The following is a 19,734-nucleotide window of genomic DNA, read 5'->3' as shown; positions in this document are numbered from 1 at the left end:
CATCAATGCCGGGCTTCAGCTTGCTATGTTCAAGATTTACAGTTCGTCGGCCGGGTCGGGCAAAACGTATACGCTCACCAAAGAGTACCTCAAACTGGCTTTGCGGCCAACTGAGCAGGACGGCTATTTTCGGCATATTCTGGCCGTGACGTTTACGAACGCGGCTGCCAACGAAATGAAGAACCGTATTCTTGAACGCCTGTCCGACATTGCGGGCGGGAAAGAGTTGCCGCTATTGAACGAGCTGGTCACCGAACTGTATGGTATTCATGCTGCTACTGACGAATCGTTTGCGATAGCGAAAGCCGATCTGCGCCGGAAAGCCGACGCGGTGTTCAAGACCATCCTGCACCACTACGCCGATTTCAGCGTCACCACCATTGACTCGTTTACCCAGCGGGTCGTTATGGCGTTTACGGACGAGTTGGGCCTACCCTATTCGTTCGAGGTAGAGATGGACACCGACGAAGTGCTGGAACTGGCCATCGATAACCTCATCGAAAAGGCGGGCACCGACGAAATGGACGAGATTACGACCATTTTGAGCGAGTATTACACGCATACGGCTGCCGAGGGGAAAAGCTGGAATCAACTGCCCGAACTGCTGAAAGAGTTTGGTCGGAACCTCACGTCGGATCAGTTTTACGAGGCCGTCAATGCCGCGCAGGAGCTATCGCCCAACGCATTACGGCAAATTCGAACCCAGTTACTGACTCATAATCAGCAAGTCGAAACAACCATTATCGGTCATGGACAACGGGCCTGGAAACTGATCACCGATGCGGGACTCGACGAAACCGATTTTAGCTACGGGGCCAGCGGGGTCGGTGGGTATCTGAAAGCCGTTGCCCACGGGAATGCGAAAAAGGAAGCCGGGACGCGGGTTCACAACGCCCTCAATAACGGCGACTGGTACGGCAAGAAAACGCCGAAGCCCGTTCAGGCGATGATCGATGCGATGACCGCTGACTTGTGCGACTGTATCACGCAGATCACGACCACGCGCGACGAAACCGCGCAGCAGGTGACCCTGTTCGATTGCCTGTTGCCGCACCTCCAGAAACTCGCGCTCCTGAAACAGATGCGTATCGAATTCGATGATCTGCTGCGTAAAGACGGGCGGGTGCATATCTCGGAGTTCAACAAGAAAATTCTCAACATTGTCGCGTCCGAACCAGTGCCGTTTCTGTACGAGCGACTTGGTACGAAATACAACCACATCCTGATCGATGAATTTCAGGATACGTCGCGGCTGCAATTTGCGAACCTGTTGCCGCTGATCGAAAACGCGCTGGGCGCTGAGCACTTTAATCTGGCCGTTGGCGACGGGAAACAGGCAATCTATCGGTTCCGGGGTGGCGATATGGATCAGATCGTGGCGCTTCACCGCAAAGATCTGGAGAGCCTCAAGCTAGCCCACAATCCGGGGTCGTGGACCGCCGACCGTATCGACATGCTCGACGGGCATTTACAGGATGAAATGCTCGATACGAACTGGCGCAGCGCCGAGCCGATTGTGGTGTTCAACAACGACTTTTTCGAATTTACCGCCCGTAAATTCGAACACCAGCACGCCAAACTCGCTGACGTATTCGACGCGACCAAACAGTTTCATCAGAAAGCGCAGCCAAATGCCCGGAAGGCCGGTCACGTTCAGATCGATTTCGTTGCCAAAGACGAGAACGACGATACCGACCTGACCGCACTGATGCTCGAACAGACCATCAAGCATCTGGAGCAGGCACTGGCCGATGGTTACGGGTACGGTGACATCGCTATTCTGTGCCGCAAAAAAACCCACGCCAAAGCGCTAGCCAATGAGTTGAATGCCAAGCGAATTCCGCTGGTTTCGGCCGATTCGCTGTCGCTGGAATTCTCGGACCCGGTGAAGTGGATCGTGACGCTGATGCAACTGCTTCAACAGCCGGACCTGAAATTACTGCGGTACGAGTTACTTTACCTCTTCCACCGCGTTGTGCGGGGGATTTTTCCGGACGATGCGCTGACCGAAGAACTACGTCTTGTGGCTGAGGGCGATGCAATGGGCGTGTACACCTACCTGACCGACCAAGGATACCCGCTCGATCCGTATACGCTGGGACAACTCAACCCCTATGAACTGGCGGAGCGGCTGACAGCTCAATTCGATCTGTTCAGTCAGGCGGAGCACAACCCGTTTTTGTTCCGTTTTCTGGACGAAGTGCTGACGTTCAATCAGAAGCGAAGTGGTCACCTCAGCGATTTTCTGATCTACTGGGAGGGCGTCCGGCAGAAGGTGTCGGTCGAAGGAAATGCGCACAATGCGGTTAGCATCCAGACCATTCACCGGTCGAAAGGGCTCGAATTTCCCGTCGTCATCATCCCGTTTGCGAACTGGCGGGTCGAACCTATCAACGACAGTACGATCTGGCTCGACCTGACTTCGATCCGGACGGACATGCTGACTCACGAGAGCGGTTCCGGTCAGCTCGCCCGGTTGCTGTCGGCCCCAGCCCATACAACCAGCAAGCTACGCGGCACTCCCGAACCGATCGCGGCTCAGTACGAAGAAGAGCTGACGCGTACGTTTTTGGAGAACATGAATCTGCTCTACGTAGCCTTCACGCGCCCTACCGACCGGCTCTACATTGTCAGCGAAGCCAAGGATTTCACGAAGGGCGCACAAAATACAATTAGTCATTGGTTACACGCTTTTTTACGCGATAGTGACGTTGCCCGCAACTGCGGCTGCGCGTGGCAGGATGGTCAGTTGAGCTACGAGATCAGCCTGTGTGCCGACTCGTTCCCGCATTCAGTTCGCATTGCGGACAGCGACGAAATTTTGTTGGACGATGTGATCAGCGGTCACCGGGGGCAGGATTTACAACTCCGTCGGCAGGCTGACCGGGTGTTTGATGTCGCCACGTTTGAACGCACGCGCGAACGGGACCGTAAACTCTGTGCGGCTCTGAGCCTGATTAAAGGACCGGAAAGCATTGACCAGACGTTGCGCCAACTCGTCAGCGAGGGGCTGGTGCGTAACGCCGAATGTGCGGACTTGAAACAGGCGCTGATCGCAATTATCACGCATCCCACGTTGTCAGCCCTGTTCAATTCGGCTTTGCGCATCGATACCGATCGCAGCATTTTGAGTAAAAAACGCATTCATGGGGCTCCGCACCGCGTTGTTTACTACCCCGATGGTAGCGTCATCCTGGTGCAGTACGAATCGGTACCGGGGCCTTCTGCGGAGCCAGTGCCTGATCCGGCGAACTCACTCAAGTATTTTACCAGCTTATATCGTGATATGGGCTTCCCCGAAGTGGAGGGCCGGTTGGTTTTTCTGGCCGACGAGCCAACCGTCGTACGGGTTGTTTAACAGTTTATCGCATTCAATTTATGGCTTTCGGTTTCCGGTTGACTCGCTCAACACCCCTTTTGTTTGTTTGGCTGACCCTGCAATCGCTGGTTGGTACGGCCCAAACGACCAGTTCCCAGCAACGGACAACGCAGTATTCCGACTCACCGTACCAGCTCAGCACGGGTCGAGAAGCAATCCTGCTCGGGGCTGGGGTTGCCACGTTTGGTACGTCGGTACTGCTCGACAAAGCCGTTGATCCGCTCACCCCCGCCGAGGTGGCCGCGTTGAATCGCGATGATATTAATGCCTTCGATCGGAGTGCTACACGCAACTGGAACCCGTCCATTGCCAAGGTCAGCGACATTACCCTATTCTCGAACGTGGCACTGCCCGTTCTGCTGACACTTGGCACCAAACCGATGCGGCAGGATATGAAAACGATTGGGGTCATGTACCTCGAAACGCTGTTATTTGCGAATGGCGTCGAAAGTACGGTGAAAGCGATTTCGCAGCGGCCCCGCCCCTTCGTTTTCAATCCCGATGTTCCGCTGGAACAAAAACTCAACCGCGATGCCCGGCAATCGTTCTTTTCCGGGCACGCCACTACGGCTTTCGCCACCGCCGTTTTTACGAGTGAGGTCTTCCGGCACTATTTCCCTGAATCAAAGCTAAAGGCCGTTGTCTGGGTTGGTACGCTCGGACTGGCCAGTGCAACGTGTGTTATGCGCTACGAGAGTGGTCGGCATTATTACTCGGATCTGCTGGTAGGCGCTGCCTTCGGCTCGCTGGTCGGTTGGGGAATTCCCAAATTACACGAAGTCAAGAACCGGAGCGCCCTCGGCCGTCGGCTCGATGTGCAACCGTGGAGCAGTGGTTCGGCAACCGGCGTCTATGCTCGACTCCGGTTCCGCTAGTGTGTTGGGTTTATCCGTAGATTTGCGCAATAAATACCAGCCCCGTTGAGAGTCGTATCCCCTCTTTTCTCCCTCCTGCTCGTCTTGCAACTATCAGTTACGCAGGCCCAGGATACCCTTTCGGAACCAGTACCCCGACTCAGACCCAATCCGTACCAGCTCAGTTGGAAGACCGATGCTACGCTGCTGGGAATCGTTGCGGTCTCAGGCGCGGCCTCTTTTCTGCTGGAACAACAGGTTCAGCCGTTTAGCCAGGGTGATCTGAGTCGTTTCGACCGGAGTCAGGTCAACGCCTTCGACCGAAGTGCTACGTACAAGTGGTCACCGAATGCATACCGATTGAGTGATCAGACGCTCACGGCCAATTTCGTTGCGACCGGATTGATTGCGGTACCAACCCTGATACGCCATAAAAGCTGGGCAACGATCCCGTTGATGTACGTTGAAGTGCTGGCCTTACCAACGCTCATTCAGCAGACCGTCAAGAATATTGTTCTGCGCACGCGTCCTTATGTATACAATCCGGACGCGCCCTTGGATCCGAAGCTGGCCCCCAATGGCCGGCAATCGTTCTTCTCGGGCCATGCCGGAACATCGTTTGCTTCAGCCGTTTTTGCCGCCGAACTATTCCGGCATTATTACCCGAACTCCAAACTCAAACCCGTCGTCTGGATCGTCATGCTTGGATTGGCCTCCACGACGAGTCTGATGCGGTACGAAGCGGGCTACCACTTCCCGAGCGACATCCTGGTTGGGGCGGCCTTTGGCTCACTGGCGGGCTGGTGGATTCCTAAAGTACACGAAGTCAGCAAGCAGAATAGCATTAGCCGGCGACTGACCATCCAACCCTGGAACAATGGCTCAGCTACTGGAATCAACGCACGACTGTTGGTGTTTTCGCGCTAAGCCTAACACGTTGACCGATGGCTGTCATCTTTCTGATTATTGGCCTCTTTATCGCCTTGCTCGGCTGCATCGTCTGGCGTTTCGAACGAACGGATTTACTGTCCAACGTGGACCAGACGAGGGTTACTGACAAAAAAGGACTGGCGGGATGGGCTGGTAAATGGTTACTGGCATTGAGCGCAGCCGCTTTTGCCACGGGCATCGTCTCGGCTAGTGTGACAACCGAACGCGGGCAACTTATTACCTGTATCGCATTCATTCTATCGTCGCAGCTACTCATCGTCGTTTATCTGGCAGGGCTTCGACGCTATACAAAATAAGGGGTAAGCAGTTTATTTGAATGACTAAGATTTCCGATCACCTGAAAGCCGCGAACGGCAAACCAATTTTTTCGATTGAAGTGATTCCGCCCATCAAAGGTGATACGCTTAAAAACCTGCTCGACAACATCGAGCCGTTGATGGAGTTCAAGCCGCCGTTCATTGATGTCACCTACCACCGGGAAGAATACATTGAGCGTCCGATGCCCGATGGCACCATTCAGAAGATCGTGACGCGCAAACGGCCTGGTACGGTCGGCATTTGTTCGGCTATAATGCACCGGTTCGGGGTCGACCCCGTTCCGCACGTCCTGTGTGGCGGTTTTTCGCGCGAAGAGACCGAAGATTTCCTGATCGATCTGCACTACCTCGGTATTGACAATGCACTGGTTCTGCGGGGTGATCCGGCCAAACCGTTCTCGACATTCAAGGCCAAAGAAAACGGGTATACCTATGCCAGCGAACTCGTAGAACAGGTTGCCAATATGAACCGGGGCATTTACTTACACGAAGAAGATACCCCACTGGCTCCCAGCAACTTCTGTATTGGTGTAGCGGCTTATCCCGAAAAACACTTCGAAGCCGCTGATCACGACACCGACTTTCACTACCTGAAGCAGAAAATTGACAAGGGAGCCGATTACATCGTGACGCAGATGTTCTTCGACAATCAGAAGTATATTGACTTTGTCGAACGGTGTCGGCAGGCCGGTATCACGGTACCGATCATACCGGGTCTGAAGCCGATCAGCACCCGCAAGCAACTTCAGGTACTGCCCCGGATTTTTCACCTGCACCTGCCCGATGATCTCGTAAAAGCCGTCGAATCCTGCGAAAATGACCAGCAGGCCCGACAGGTCGGCGTGGAATGGAGTATCCAGCAATGTCGTGAATTAGCCGCTTACGGAGTCCCAGCGCTTCACTTTTACACTATGGGAAAATCCGATAACATCGTTAAAATCGCCCGCGAATTATTCTGACGAAAATAACATTGCCAGTTGATAATTTAGTTGTCAGTAAGACGGGGAATATTGACAAATTGCCGAGTTGTTCAACCGAATGACCTGTTCTATTGACGTAACTAGTTATGACTCGTACCCTTGTGGTATTGCTTGTGTTTGGCTTGATGACTCCCGTGCTGGCTCAGCGTGCAACCGGCGACACAACCTATAAACAGCCCTACCGTCCGCAGTATCACTTTTCAACCCGCGCCAACTGGATCAATGATCCTAATGGCCTGGTCTATTACGATGGGGAGTATCACCTGTTTTATCAATACAATCCGTTTGACAGTCACTGGGGGCATATGACCTGGGGACACGCCATTAGCCGGGATCTGGTTCACTGGCAGGAGCTTCCGCCGGCCATCGCCGAAGAGGGATCAACGATGATTTACTCCGGTAGCTGCGTCGTCGATAAGGCGAATACCAGCGGCTTCGGTCAGGCCGGGCAAACACCGATGGTCGCTATTTACACGGGGGCTCAACCAGACAAACAAAGTCAGCATATTGCTTATAGTCTGGACAAAGGACGCACCTGGACGAAATACGCAGGGAATCCGGTCATCGATCTGAACCGGAAAGATTTCCGTGATCCGAAGGTTTTCTGGTATGAGCCGACCCAAAACTGGGTAATGGTCGTGCTGCTGCCCACCGACCGGAAAGCCTTGTTTTATAAGTCGACCAATCTAAAGAACTGGGTCAAAGGGGGCGAATTTACCGCGACCGACACACCAGCTACGGTCTGGGAATGTCCCGATCTGGTAGAAGTCCCGGTCGATGGCACAATGGAACGCAAGTGGGTACTTTTGCTGTCGATGGGAAACAATGCGCCCGCTGGCGGTTCGGGCATGCAGTATTACGTAGGCCGTTTTAATGGATCAACCTTCATCAACGAATCAAAATCGGGCGACCTGCGCTATGTCGATTGGGGAAAAGATTACTACGCGGCTATCACCTATAACAATTTACCGAGACGGGGCAATCGGGGGGCCATCAGTATTGGCTGGATGAACAATCTGCAATACGCCAACGATATTCCAACAACCCCTTTTCGGGGAACGATGACCTTGCCGCGCGAGCTGCGGCTAGCCAAAGTGCAGGACCCTATGGTCCGTTATGAACTGCGTCAGCAACCCATTCAGGAATTGAAACCGCTGCTTGGCACGAGTTTCCAATGGACCGGAACGGATGTTGCCCAGTTGAACGAGAGTCTGGCCAGTAACAACCTCACGGGCGATACGTACTGTTTACAACTCGAACTGGAAGCGGACAAAACCGGCGTGGGTGTGCGGGTAAAAAAAGAAGAGGCTCTGCCGGGAAAAGGCGAAGAAACGGTGATCGGTTATGATCCCGCGAAGCAGCAACTCTACGTTGACCGCAGCCGGTCGGGTCAGATAGCGTTCAAAAAAGAGTTTTCGGGACGATTTACGGCCCCGCTTAAACCACAGAACGGCCGAATTTCGTTACAGATCTGGGTGGATCGTTCATCAGTGGAGGTTTTCGGCAATAATGGCGAAGTGACCCTGACGAATCAGATCTTCCCAAAACCCAACAGTCGGGGTATTGAGTTTTTCGGGAGTGGCTTACGCTCGGTCCTGATTCGCTCCGTGGAGCCGATCTGGAAATGAGGGGTAGACCATTGGCCGGTCGATACTGGCTAGTGACCCATTCGCCAGCGTCTATTGCCCGATATCCCTTAAATTTTCTTAAATTGGGCGGTTCACCCGTCGAAACCGTTATTTTTGTCTCAATAAGACGAACCCCTGAATGGCTCGTACAAAGAAAAGAGTAGGTACGTATCCCAGCGGCATGATTTTGTTTAGTCTGACGCTGGCTTTGTTTTTGATTGGGTTCTGCGGTATGCTGGCTATTCAGTCGAAACGAGTAGTAACATACATTCGTGAGAATTATGAAATGAGGGCATTCCTCGACAAGGGTCTCAGTGACAGCAAGATGACGAAGTTGTCTCAGACCATAGCCGAGAAACCGTATATTCTGAAAACCAACGGCGCGGCTCAGGTGACGTTTGTACCCAAGGACGTTGCCGCCAAAGAGTTCATTGCCGAAACGAAAGAGGATTTCTCAAAATTTCTGGGTGAGAATCCCCTGCGCGACAGCTACCGGATCAAGTTAACTGAAGAGAACTTCGAAGAAGCGAAGCTTCAGCAGGTAAAACAGGATCTGGAAGAAATCGATGGTGTTTTTGAAGTCGTCTATCAGGAAAATCTGGTCGACAGCATCAATCGAAACATCACAAAAATTTATGCCGTAATGTCGGCCTTTGCGCTGATCTTATTGATAATTATTGTTGTTCTGATGAACAATACCATCCGGCTGGCGTTGCATTCGCAACGGATGTTGATTCGCAGTATGCAGCTGGTTGGGGCAACGAATGGGTTTATAACGCGGCCATTTCTGGGTCGGGGTATGTGGCAGGGGTTGCTGGCGGGGGTCATTGCCGTTGCATTACTGCTGGCTGGTTTGCAACTGGCGATTCATAACCTACCCGAACTGGCTATGTTTCAGGATACGCAGAAACTGATTTTCCTGCTGGCAGGAATCGTTGGCCTGGGTGTTCTGATTGGTTTTTTAAGCACGTTTCAGGCAGTCCATCGGTATCTTGGTCTGACCCTGGATGAGTTGTATTAATATTAAGCAGACGGATTCAATGATTACACAAGACGTATAACTGACTTACGAACATGGCAAAAGATAAAGTATATAGCTCGGCTACACTGGCTCGTGAAGAACCAGTCAAAAAGGCTCCGGTCGTTACTACGCCCGCCCCTAAGCCAGCCCCCCTTCGCTCGTCGATTTCTGAACCGATCCGCCGGGATACAGCGGCTGCGCTGCCATTCGGTCGGCAAAATTACGTGTTGATGTTGGCAGGTATTGCAACGATTCTGGCCGGTTTCTTCATTATGAGCCTCGATAAAGAAGAATTTGGTTTTGGCTTTCTGGGTCTGACACTCGGGCCAATCGTTGTCATGAGCGGCTTCGTTCTCGAAATTTTCGCGATTCTGGCCCGGCCCAAAGCCTAAAAAAAGTAATTGTGTACGGCGTTATCCACTTGTAAAGTTTCGCACTTACAATCGGATAACGCCGTACATTTGTGGCTTTACACCTGTATAATGGATCTGATTCACGCGATTGCGCTGGCTATCATTGAGGGATTGACTGAGTTTTTGCCGGTTTCCTCAACGGGCCACATGATTATTTACTCCTCTTTGGCTGGCATTGCCGGCAACGAATTTACCAAACTCTACACGGTCGACGTTCAATTTGGCTGTATACTATCGGTACTGGTGCTCTATCACCGCCGTTTTATGGTCAATGCGCGTACCGGCACCTTTACCATTCCGTCTTATTTAAAGTCCTTCCCGCCTAAGCTGCAGCCGATGTTGGACTTTTACAGCAAAATTCTGATTGCGTTCGTGCCAGCCGCCGTTATTGGTTTTATATTGAATGACTTCATTGATTCCCTGCTCGAAAATGTGGTTGTTGTAGCGATCATGTTGCTGGTGGGCGGTATCATTCTGGTTTTTATCGACCGGATCATCAACCGGCAACCTAAAGATGGGGAGGTCACGGTTCCGGATGCCATTCGTATTGGTTTCTTCCAGTGTATTGCGATGGTGCCGGGTGTGTCTCGGTCAGCAGCAACCATTATTGGCGGTGTTTTTCAAGGACTTAGCCGTACCCAGGCCGCTGAATTTTCGTTCTTCCTCGCCGTTCCAACAATGGCAGCCGCTTCGGGCTATAAACTCCTGAAAACATACAAGCTTCTCCGTCCCGAAGATTATCAGACGCTGCTAATTGGCAATGTCATTGCGTTTATCGTTGGTATGCTGGCCATTCGCGCGTTCGTTGGTTTCCTAAACCGCTACGGGTTTAAGGTGTTCGGCTATTACCGCATTGTCCTCGGTTTGGTGCTGCTCGGTCTGGTGGCTGCGGGCGTTAAGCTGGACGTTATTTAACCTATTCGTACGTAAGTACAGCAAGAAGCACGGTGGTGCGCGGAGAATCAACTCCGTGTATCTTTGTGCTTCTTTTTATTTTCAGTTCGTGTCGCAACCAAACGCATCTCCATCACCCGGTCAACCCGATCCGGGTCAGGTTATATTAATTGACAAGCCGCTTACCTGGACATCATTTGACGTGGCCAATAAGCTTAAATATGCCTGTAAGTTCAAGAAAATTGGCCATGCCGGCACGCTCGATCCGCTCGCAACGGGTTTGCTGATTCTTTGCACCGGTAAAATGACCAAACAGATCGACCAGTATCAGGCGCAGGAGAAAGAGTACACCGGAACCCTTGTTCTGGGAAAAACAACCCCGTCAGTCGATCTGGAAACGGCCTTCGACGCTGAATTCGATACGTCGGGTATTACGATTGAACACATTCAGGAAGCCGCCCGACAGCTTACCGGCGATATTCTGCAAGTGCCCCCGATTTATTCGGCGATTCGGGTCAACGGCGAACGGCTCTACGAAAAAGCGCGACGCGGTGAAACCGCCGAAGGCGTAGATGGCGGAATCAAATCCCGTCATGTTACAGTGTCGGTCTTTGAGGTCAACGCTGACCGGTTTCCGGAGATCGATTTTCGTATCGTGTGTTCCAAAGGCACGTATATTCGCAGTCTGGTACGTGATTTGGGGCTGCTGGTGAACAATGGCGCGTACATGAGTAGCCTCCGCCGGACACGCATTGGTGATTTTCGGGTAGAAAACGCCGATACGCTCGACAGCTTTATCGCCAGATGCCGTCCAGACATTCTTCCATCAACGCTATGATAGTTCACCGCGGTCTCGACGAGATTTCTCCCCTTCCCAATGCTGTTGTTACCAGCGGCACGTTCGATGGTGTCCACCGTGGACATCAGACCATTCTGACCCGCCTAACCGAAGTTGCTCAGACCAGCGGGGGTGAATCGGTGCTAATCACCTACTGGCCTCATCCCCGTACCGTAGTGTCCAACGACAGTCAGGACCTTAAGCTGCTGACTACGCTGGACGAAAAAATCGACCTGATCGAACAGGCGGGTGTCGATCACTTGGTTGTCATTCCATTCACGCGTTCCTTTTCCGAGTTGACGTCAGCCGAATACATCCAGCAGATTCTGATTGATAAAATCGGCACCCGGAAACTGGTCATTGGCTATGATCACCGGTTTGGCCGCGACCGGGAAGGGGGCTTTGATTACATCAAGGCTCACCAGAGCGAGTATGGTTTCGAGGTCGAAGAGATTCCCCGGCAGGATGTCGAAGCGGTGGGCGTTAGTTCGTCCAAAATCCGTCTGGCCTTGCAAGAGGGTAATGTTCATACGGCAAATCTGTTTCTGGGACGGCAGTATACCCTGACCGGAACGGTTGTGAAAGGGCAGCAGCTTGGCCGTACGATTGGTTTTCCAACGGCAAATCTACAAGTGGATGACCCGATCAAACTCATTCCGGCCAATGGCGTCTATGCGGTTGATGTCGTTCATGCGGACCAGACGTATGGTGGTATGCTCAATATTGGTTTTCGGCCAACCGTTGCCGGAACCCACCAGACGATAGAAACGTATATTTTCGACTTTAACAAGGACATTTACGGCGAACACATGACCTTGCGGTTCCGCGAGTTTCTTCGCCCCGAGCAGAAGTTCGACGGTCTACCGGCTTTAGTAGCCCAGTTAAAGCGCGATGAAGAGTCGGCGCGGGCGGTGTTAGTCGGTTGAGCATTATTGTATAATATTGTAAAACTGGTAAACAATAAGATTATGCAGACTAGTCAGCCACTGTCGAACCTTCAACTTGAATTATTGAAAGTTTTCTCTCGCCCAGTCTCCAATGACGACCTATTGGAAATCAAGCAACTACTTTCTGATTACTTCGCGCGAAAAGCGGCTAAATTAGCCGATGATAGTTGGGATGAAAACGGATTCACTGAGAAAACTATGACTGATTGGCGTAAGAGGCACCTACGCACAGAGTATAAGGTAGACAAAAGCGATAACACGCCTACATGAAAGTCGTCGTTGATACAAACCAACTCCTTAGCTCAATTTCTACAAAATCATCCTCTCACTGGTTATATCAGGCAATCTTTTCAGGGAAATTTACGCTCTGTGTTACTACTGATATTTTGGCGGAATATGATGAAATTATCGAGTGGGGATTCGGGCGACGAGATGTAGCAGATACTGTACTGGAAGCATTGATTAATTCACCGAATGTAGAACTGGTCAATGTTTCTTTTTACTGGTGGTTAATTACCGCTGACCCCGATGACAACAAATTTTCTGACTGTGCAATTGCTGGTGGCGTTGATTATTTAGTAACTGAAGACAAGCACTTCAATGTATTAGCCACAGTTGAATTCCCTAGGATTAACGTTATTGGTCTTGAAGAGTTCTATGAGATTCTAAAGAGTCAGAGTTCCTAGTAGCTTATTGACGAGCGGGCAATTCATCGTTTAATCGCCAAGCTCAATAAAGAGTTGGCACCCGCCGTTCAACCAATAAAACTCATAACCCTATGTCATTAGCATCTCAGGAAGACCTGATGGGTATGCAGGCCATCAGCGAGGTTGTCGGATCGACGCTGAACCTGATGCAGCAGTATGCCAAGCCGGGCATGTCGACCAAAGAACTCGATGAATACGGTCGCCAGCTGCTGGACCTGCGTGGAGCCAAGTCAGCTCCTAAGCTGACGTATGGTTTTCCCGGCTGGACCTGCATCAGCTTGAATGATGAAGTTTGTCATGGTATTCCTTCCAGCAAACGCATTCTTCAGGATGGCGATCTCGTTAATATTGACGTGTCCGCCGAACTGAATGGCTACTGGTCGGATAATGGCGGTTCCTTCGTGGTGGGGCAGGATCTTTTTCAGCATACGGATCTGGTGAATGCTTCCAAACGAATTCTGGCAAAAGCAATCAGTCAGATCAAGGGAGGAGTGCGCATAGCCGAGATTGGCCGGTTGATCGAAACGGAAGCTAAGCGATCCGGTTATCGAGTGATCAAGAATCTGGCAGGGCATGGCGTTGGCCGGAGTTTACATGAGGAGCCCCACGAAATTCTTTGTTATTACGATCGGACCAACACGACCCGGTTCAGAAAAAACTCAGTCGTAGCCATCGAAACGTTTCTATCGACCAAAGCCACGTATGCGCACGAAAAAGGCGATGGCTGGACATTGGTTGCCAAGAACAGTTTTGCCGTACAGCATGAGCAGACCATTGTCGTTACGGATGGTCAACCGATCATACTGACCGAAGCGAACCACATGTGGAATTGATCACCCGTTTCCGCTGCTCGCACCTTTTATTCTCAGCTAGTTGACCGACAAAAAAATCGGCAGTACCCCCATCATCTGACTCAGCGATACCAGTCACATTCACGTAGTAAATCAGGGAAAGCCGGTTTGCTCCCGGCTTTTTCCGTACCTTCGCGCTCCAAACTGTACAACAAACGTTCATCAACCAAGCTGTTATGCAACAGAAAATCCGGCGCGAAGATGCCCTTGATTACCACGCCAAGGGGCGTCCGGGTAAACTTGAAGTCATCCCGACGAAAGAATACAGTACCCAACGCGACCTCTCCCTTGCTTATTCACCAGGCGTGGCGGAACCGTGTCTGGCTATCGAAGCCAATCCCGACGACGCCTACAAATACACCGCAAAAGGCAATCTCGTGGCCGTCATCAGCAACGGAACGGCGGTTTTGGGCTTGGGCGACATTGGCGCTGCGGCTAGTAAACCTGTCATGGAAGGCAAGGGCTTACTGTTCAAGATCTATGCCGACATCGATGTTTTTGACATCGAGCTGAATACCAAAGACGTTGACGAATTTGCCCGGACCGTTAAGATTCTGGAGCCGACCTTTGGCGGGGTAAATCTCGAAGATATCAAAGCACCCGAATGTTTTGAAATTGAAGAACGCATCAAACGGGAACTGAACATCCCGGTTATGCACGATGATCAGCACGGCACCGCCATTGTCAGCGGGGCAGCTTTGCTGAATGCACTTGAACTGGTCGGCAAAAAGATTGAGGCCTCACATTTTGTTTTTCTTGGTGCCGGAGCAGCCGCTATTTCCTGCGCCCGTCAATATGTAGCACTGGGCGCGACGTACGAGAACATCGTTATGTTCGACGTAAATGGACCGCTCCGCGCCGACCGTGCCGACCTCAGTGATATTATGCGGCCTTTTGCGACCACCCGCAACATTCAGTCGCTGGCCGATGCCTTTGCCGGAGCCGATGTGTTCGTTGGTCTGTCGAAAGGCAACATTGTTAGCCAGGAGCTGATTCGCTCGATGGCCAACGATGCGATTGTGTTTGCGATGGCGAACCCGACTCCCGAAATCAGTTATGATGATGCTATGGCCGCTCGCCCTGACATCATCATGGCTACGGGTCGGTCAGACTACCCAAATCAGGTCAACAATGTGCTGGGCTTTCCTTATATTTTTCGAGGTGCCCTGGACGTTCGGGCCACGGAAATCAACGAGGCTATGAAACTGGCAGCGACTTACGCCCTGGCGGAGTTAGCCAAAAAGCCAGTACCTGACATCGTTAATTTGGCTTACGGCCAGGATAACATGATCTTTAGCCGGACCTATATTCTGCCCAAGCCAGTCGATCCACGCTTGCTGGCAACCGTTGCGCCAGCCGTAGCCAAAGCCGCTATGGACTCGGGTGTAGCACGCCAGCCTATTTCAGACTGGGATGCGTATGAGCAGCAACTCGCCCGAAGACTCGGACAGGACAACCAGATTTCACGGGTCATTCTCACCAAAGCGAAAACGAACCCGAAACGTGTTGTTTTCGCCGATGCTGAAAATCTAAAGGTGCTCAAGGCGGCTCAACAGGTCCGGGACGACGGTATCGCGTATCCGATCTTGCTGGGAGAAACGGCTAAGATTCAGCAAATCATCAAGGACAACGGACTGGATCTGGGTCAAATTCCGATCATCGATCCGCGCGCACCCGAGCAGGATGAGTTAATCCAACGCTTTGCCAATATTTATTTCGAGAAGCGGAAGCGCAAAGGTGTCAACGCCACCGAAGCGCTGAAAATGATGTATTACCGCAATTATTTCGGGGCAATGATGGTCGAAACGGGCGAAGCCGATGCACTCATTTCGGGTCTGACACGCAGCTACCCCGATACGATCCGGCCCGCGTTGCAAGTGATCGGTAAGGAGCCAGGTGTGCAGAAAGTGGCGGGTATGTACATTTTGCTCACCAAACGCGGTCCTTTATTTTTCTCCGATACAACGGTCAATTTCAATCCGACAGCCGAAGAAATCGTTGAAATCACGGAGATGACCGCGCGTACGGTTGAGCGGTTCAACATCAAACCCCGCATTGCACTGGTAACATACTCAAACTTTGGCAGTGCAAAAGGGGACGACGCGGAAAAGATGAATCGGGCGGTCGAAATTCTGCAACGGAAACATCCCGACCTCATCGTCGATGGGGAAATTCAGGCGCACTTGGCGTTCAACACGGAGTTGCTTCAGCAGAATCACCCATTCAGCACACTGGCCGATGAAGGCGCGAATACACTTATTTTCCCCAATCTGTCAGCGGCCAATATCGCCTATAACTTGATGTCGGAAGCAGCCGGTTTCGATGCCATCGGCCCTATTCTGCTCGGTATTCGTAAACCGGTGTACGTATTACAACTCGGCTCATCAGAACGCGAAATCGTCAATATGGTGGCCATTGCGGTGGTAGAAGCACAGGGTAAGTAAGACATAGACGGGCAGCCGGGAGCGAGCTGAAGAAGGTACACGCGTTAGCAACCACTCTTCCCTCGCTCCTTACTCCTACTACTAAATATTATGGCACGTATTTTAACGGGAATCCAAAGCAGCGGCCGACCGCATCTGGGCAACATTTTAGGGGCCATCAAGCCCGCTATTGAGTTATCGAAACACCCTGATAACGAATCGTTTCTGTTTATCGCAGATCTGCATTCGCTAACAACAATTAAAGACGGCCCGACCCGCCGGGAATTTACCAAAGCGGTAGCGGCTACGTGGCTTGCCTTTGGTCTGGATACCGCTAAAAACACCTTCTGGCGTCAGTCGCGGGTGGCCGAACATACGGAGTTATGCTGGTATCTGAACTGCTTTACGCCTATTCCGATGCTTAACAACGCTACGTCGTTCAAGGAAAAATCGGATCGTGCCACGGGTGCGGTGAATACGGGGCTATTCGTTTATCCGGTGTTGCAGGCGGCTGATATTCTGCTGTACGATGCCGAAATTATTCCCGTTGGAAAAGATCAGCGGCAGCATATTGAAATGACCCGCGACATTGCCAGTACCTTCAACCGGCAATACGATGATGACATTTTCGTGTTGCCCGAACCGCGTATCGACGATCGGCTCATGACCATTCCCGGCATCGACGGGGCGAAGATGAGCAAGTCATACAATAACTACATTGACATTTTTCTGCCCGAGAATGAGCTATGGAAGGTGATCAAAAAGGTTAAATCTGACTCGACACCGCTGGAAGAACCAAAGAACCCGGCTACGGACATCACGTTCCAACTCTATTCGCTGCTGGCCTCCGCCGAGCAAACGGCGGAACTACGACGCCTGTACGAAGGGGGCAATTTTGGTTACGGCACGGCGAAAAAAGCATTATACGAACTCATTTTGAGCCAATTTGCGACAGAACGCGAACGATATAACTACTACATAACCGAGAATCCAGACGCGCTGGAAGCGGAACTTCAGGCCGGAGAAGAAAAAGCCCGCGCTGTAGCCGGAAAGACCATTACGCGGGTGCGGGAAAAATTAGGGTTCAATTAAGTAACGCGGACTGGAAGTCCGTAGAGCCGAAGGCTAACTGTGAGAAAGTAGCCTTCAGCTTTACGGACTTCCAGTCCGCGTTACGGGTTATTTGGCAAGTAATGCGGCTGCCTTCTCATCGACCATCCAGACGAGCTCGCCATCCGTTGGCTTGATTTCCTGTGATGGGTATTTATTTGGATTGTAGTCTCCTTCCAGTACTTCTTTCAGCGGTTCGGCTTTTTTAGGGCCTGCCACCAGAAATAATACACAGGCCGCTCGATTCGTGATGGGTGCCGTTAGTGTCAACCGATACATGTCCTGTTGCGTCAGGAAATAGGCTTTTGTCCAGGCCGTTTTTTCATTAACAACATCCGTACCGGGGAAGAGCGAGAGGGTATGTCCATCGTCGCCCATACCGAGCAGTACAAGATCGAAAGATGGGCCCGTTTCGCCAAAGTACTCGTGTAAAATCCGATCGTAGTCAGCCGCGGCCGCTTCGGGTTCGAGTTCGGTGCGCCAGACATGAATCTGATCTTCGGGTGTGTACACATGGCCCAACAGCGTGTCGTAAGCCATGCCTGCATTGCTCTGCTCATCATCGATGGGCACATACCGTTCATCACCCCAGAAAACATGCAACTGCGCCCACGGAATTTGTTCACGGTAAGGCGATTTAGCCAATAATTCGTGCAGTGCTTTCGGGGTACTCCCACCCGACAGGGCAATGGTGAATCGATCCTTTTTTTTCAGAACGTCTTTAATGCGTTTCGCTATAAAATCAGCCGCTTTCTTTGCCAGATCGGCAGGATTTTTCGTGATAATGAGTTGCATAGGTACTAAATTCAATGGCTATTTTGTCGTCCAGTGAAACCCGTCTTTCTCGATCAGGTCCATGGCAGCCTGTGGACCCCACGAACCCGGCGCGTAATTCGGGAAATCGGTCGGTGCCTCATTTCCCCAGGCTTCGATGATGGGCGTTACGACTTTCCAAGCCGCTTCCACCTGATCGGCCCGCATGAACAGCGTCGCGTCACCCGTCAGGGCGTCCAGCAACAGCGTTTCGTAGGCTTCCGGTTCCTGACCATCATAGGCCGTTTTGTAGCTGAATACCATCTCGACCGGATCGATAGCCAGCGTCTGGCCGGGCCGCTTGGCCTGAAACCGGAGCCGGATATCCATAGCAGGTTGTATGCTTATGATCAGTCGGTTGGCCTCCCAGTTACCCGTTGCTTCGGCCGGGAATGCGTAACTTGGTGCGGGTTTGAACTGGACCGTAATGACCGTCGTTTTTTCGGGCATCGACTTACCCGTACGCAGGTAGAACGGTACATCCTCCCACCGCCAGTTATCAACGAAAAGCTTAACGGCAGCAAACGTTTCGGTAGCTGAGTTGGGATCAACGCCTTCTTCTTCGCGGTATCCGGGAATTTCCTTGTCCTTCACCTTACCCGGACCATACTGCCCCCGTACGGCAAATTCGTTGACCTGATCGGGTTGGATGCGACGAATGGCGTTTAGTACGTCTACTTTTTTATTGCGGACTTCATTGGCCTCAAAACTGATGGGAGCTTCGGTAGCTACCATACACAAGACCTGCAACAGGTGATTCTGGATCATATCGCGCAGTGCGCCAGACCCCTCATAATAACCGCCACGCCCTTCCAGGCCAACCGTTTCGGACGCAGTAATCTGAATGTGTTCAACGTAGCGACGATTCCAGATCGGTTCGAAAAGTGAGTTGGCGAAGCGCAGGGCCAGAATGTTCTGGACAGTTTCTTTACCGAGATAATGATCGATTCGGTAAATCTGCTCTTCGGCAAACAAACCTCCCAGAAGCGCGTTTAGCTCCTGAGCCGTTTTCAGATCGTGACCGAATGGCTTTTCAACCACAATCCGGACGTGTATTTTATCGCTGCACAGCGGTAGTTTAGCCAGATTCGTTGCGATGCCCGGCACGAGTTGAGGAGCGACGGCCAGGTAGAACAGTACGTTGGGTGATTCGCCCCACTCCGCTCTCTTAGCATCGACAAACTCCGATATGTTCGAATAGGCTGCGGCATCGCCCCCGTCCATTTGCAGATACGAGATATTGGGTGCAAACTCATTCCAGGGGCCATCTTTCCGCCGGGAGAACTCGTTTACGCCCTCAAGCAGCCGTTCGCGAAAACTATCGTCGGTATACTTACTTCGCCCGATACCAACCACCGCAAAGTGTTCAGGCAGGTATTTATCGATAAAGAGATTGTAAAGCGCGGGGGTGAGTTTGCGCAAATTAAGGTCTCCACTGCCACCGAAGATAAAAAGAACGGTAGCCTGGGGCCGCTGGTTAGTTGCTGGAATCATTGGTAAACAGGTTGTTGTCAAGCCGAAAGTCGGTGCAAGATACCGGCGTCCGTTCTGATGAACAAGTTTCGTTCAGTAAGGATTCAAGATAGTCTGCGATTCTGCTACTTTTGA

Annotated in this window: 17 protein-coding genes; 15 read left to right on the top strand and 2 right to left on the bottom strand. The window is 51.8% G+C overall.

Going from position 1 to position 19,734, the window contains the following annotated elements; genetic code table 11:
* Positions 1-25: 25 nt before the first annotated feature.
* The 15 genes from GK091_RS23400 (at position 26) to trpS (ending at position 17,295) form a co-directional block, all read left to right on the top strand.
* Positions 26-3,358 carry a UvrD-helicase domain-containing protein gene (locus GK091_RS23400; RefSeq protein ID WP_164042571.1) on the top strand — a complete coding sequence of 1,111 codons (3,333 nt, stop codon included), beginning with the start codon at positions 26-28 and terminating at the stop codon, positions 3,356-3,358.
* Between the two features lie 20 nt (positions 3,359-3,378).
* Entirely contained in the window at positions 3,379-4,254 is an 876-nt protein-coding gene (locus GK091_RS23395; RefSeq protein WP_164042568.1) for a phosphatase PAP2 family protein, read from the top strand.
* An 84-nt stretch (positions 4,255-4,338) separates the two neighbouring features.
* Positions 4,339-5,160 carry a phosphatase PAP2 family protein gene (locus tag GK091_RS23390; protein WP_246202363.1) on the top strand — a complete coding sequence of 274 codons (822 nt, stop codon included), beginning with the start codon at positions 4,339-4,341 and terminating at the stop codon, positions 5,158-5,160.
* A 17-nt stretch (positions 5,161-5,177) separates the two neighbouring features.
* Positions 5,178-5,480 (top strand): hypothetical protein, encoded by a 303-nt coding sequence (locus tag GK091_RS23385; RefSeq protein ID WP_164042566.1) that lies wholly within the window; start codon positions 5,178-5,180, stop codon positions 5,478-5,480.
* 20 nt (positions 5,481-5,500) lie between these two features.
* On the top strand, positions 5,501-6,460 hold the full coding sequence (gene metF, locus GK091_RS23380; RefSeq protein ID WP_164042564.1) for a methylenetetrahydrofolate reductase [NAD(P)H]: 960 nt from the start codon (positions 5,501-5,503) through the stop codon (positions 6,458-6,460).
* A gap of 107 nt (positions 6,461-6,567) precedes the next feature.
* A complete protein-coding gene (locus GK091_RS23375) occupies positions 6,568-8,109 on the top strand; it encodes a glycoside hydrolase family 32 protein (protein WP_164042562.1) in 1,542 nt (513 codons plus the stop codon).
* Between the two features lie 139 nt (positions 8,110-8,248).
* Positions 8,249-9,130 (top strand): cell division protein FtsX, encoded by an 882-nt coding sequence (locus tag GK091_RS23370; RefSeq protein ID WP_164042560.1) that lies wholly within the window; start codon positions 8,249-8,251, stop codon positions 9,128-9,130.
* Positions 9,131-9,183: 53 nt separating this feature from the next.
* Entirely contained in the window at positions 9,184-9,522 is a 339-nt protein-coding gene (locus GK091_RS23365) for a DUF3098 domain-containing protein (RefSeq protein WP_164042559.1), read from the top strand.
* Positions 9,523-9,612: 90 nt separating this feature from the next.
* Positions 9,613-10,458, top strand: a complete 846-nt coding sequence (locus GK091_RS23360; protein WP_164042558.1) for an undecaprenyl-diphosphate phosphatase — start codon at positions 9,613-9,615, stop codon at positions 10,456-10,458.
* Between the two features lie 88 nt (positions 10,459-10,546).
* Positions 10,547-11,275, top strand: a complete 729-nt coding sequence (gene truB, locus GK091_RS23355; RefSeq protein WP_164042556.1) for a tRNA pseudouridine(55) synthase TruB — start codon at positions 10,547-10,549, stop codon at positions 11,273-11,275.
* A complete protein-coding gene (locus GK091_RS23350) occupies positions 11,272-12,201 on the top strand; it encodes a bifunctional riboflavin kinase/FAD synthetase (protein ID WP_164042553.1) in 930 nt (309 codons plus the stop codon). The genes truB and GK091_RS23350 overlap by 4 nt, the downstream gene beginning before the upstream one ends.
* Positions 12,202-12,488: 287 nt before the next feature.
* Complete coding sequence (locus GK091_RS23345; protein WP_164042552.1) at positions 12,489-12,908, top strand: putative toxin-antitoxin system toxin component, PIN family; 420 nt, start codon at positions 12,489-12,491, stop codon at positions 12,906-12,908.
* 92 nt (positions 12,909-13,000) lie between these two features.
* Entirely contained in the window at positions 13,001-13,762 is a 762-nt protein-coding gene (map, locus tag GK091_RS23340) for a type I methionyl aminopeptidase (RefSeq protein ID WP_164042550.1), read from the top strand.
* 194 nt (positions 13,763-13,956) lie between these two features.
* A complete protein-coding gene (locus GK091_RS23335; RefSeq protein ID WP_164042548.1) occupies positions 13,957-16,224 on the top strand; it encodes an NADP-dependent malic enzyme in 2,268 nt (755 codons plus the stop codon).
* A gap of 90 nt (positions 16,225-16,314) precedes the next feature.
* Positions 16,315-17,295 carry a tryptophan--tRNA ligase gene (trpS, locus tag GK091_RS23330; RefSeq protein WP_164042546.1) on the top strand — a complete coding sequence of 327 codons (981 nt, stop codon included), beginning with the start codon at positions 16,315-16,317 and terminating at the stop codon, positions 17,293-17,295.
* 87 nt (positions 17,296-17,382) lie between these two features.
* Here trpS and pgl read toward each other — a convergent pair whose 3' ends face one another.
* On the bottom strand, positions 17,383-18,108 hold the full coding sequence (gene pgl, locus GK091_RS23325) for a 6-phosphogluconolactonase (RefSeq protein ID WP_164042544.1): 726 nt from the start codon (positions 18,106-18,108) through the stop codon (positions 17,383-17,385).
* Positions 18,109-18,126: 18 nt separating this feature from the next.
* Positions 18,127-19,620, bottom strand: coding sequence for a glucose-6-phosphate dehydrogenase (gene zwf, locus GK091_RS23320; RefSeq protein WP_164042542.1), 1,494 nt, complete (start codon positions 19,618-19,620; stop codon positions 18,127-18,129).
* Between the last annotated feature and the right edge of the window lie 114 nt (positions 19,621-19,734).

Origin of the sequence: Spirosoma agri, assembly GCF_010747415.1 — a bacterium.
In the GTDB taxonomy this organism is placed as follows: domain Bacteria; phylum Bacteroidota; class Bacteroidia; order Cytophagales; family Spirosomataceae; genus Spirosoma; species Spirosoma agri.
This window is presented reverse-complemented; position numbering and strand designations above follow the sequence as displayed.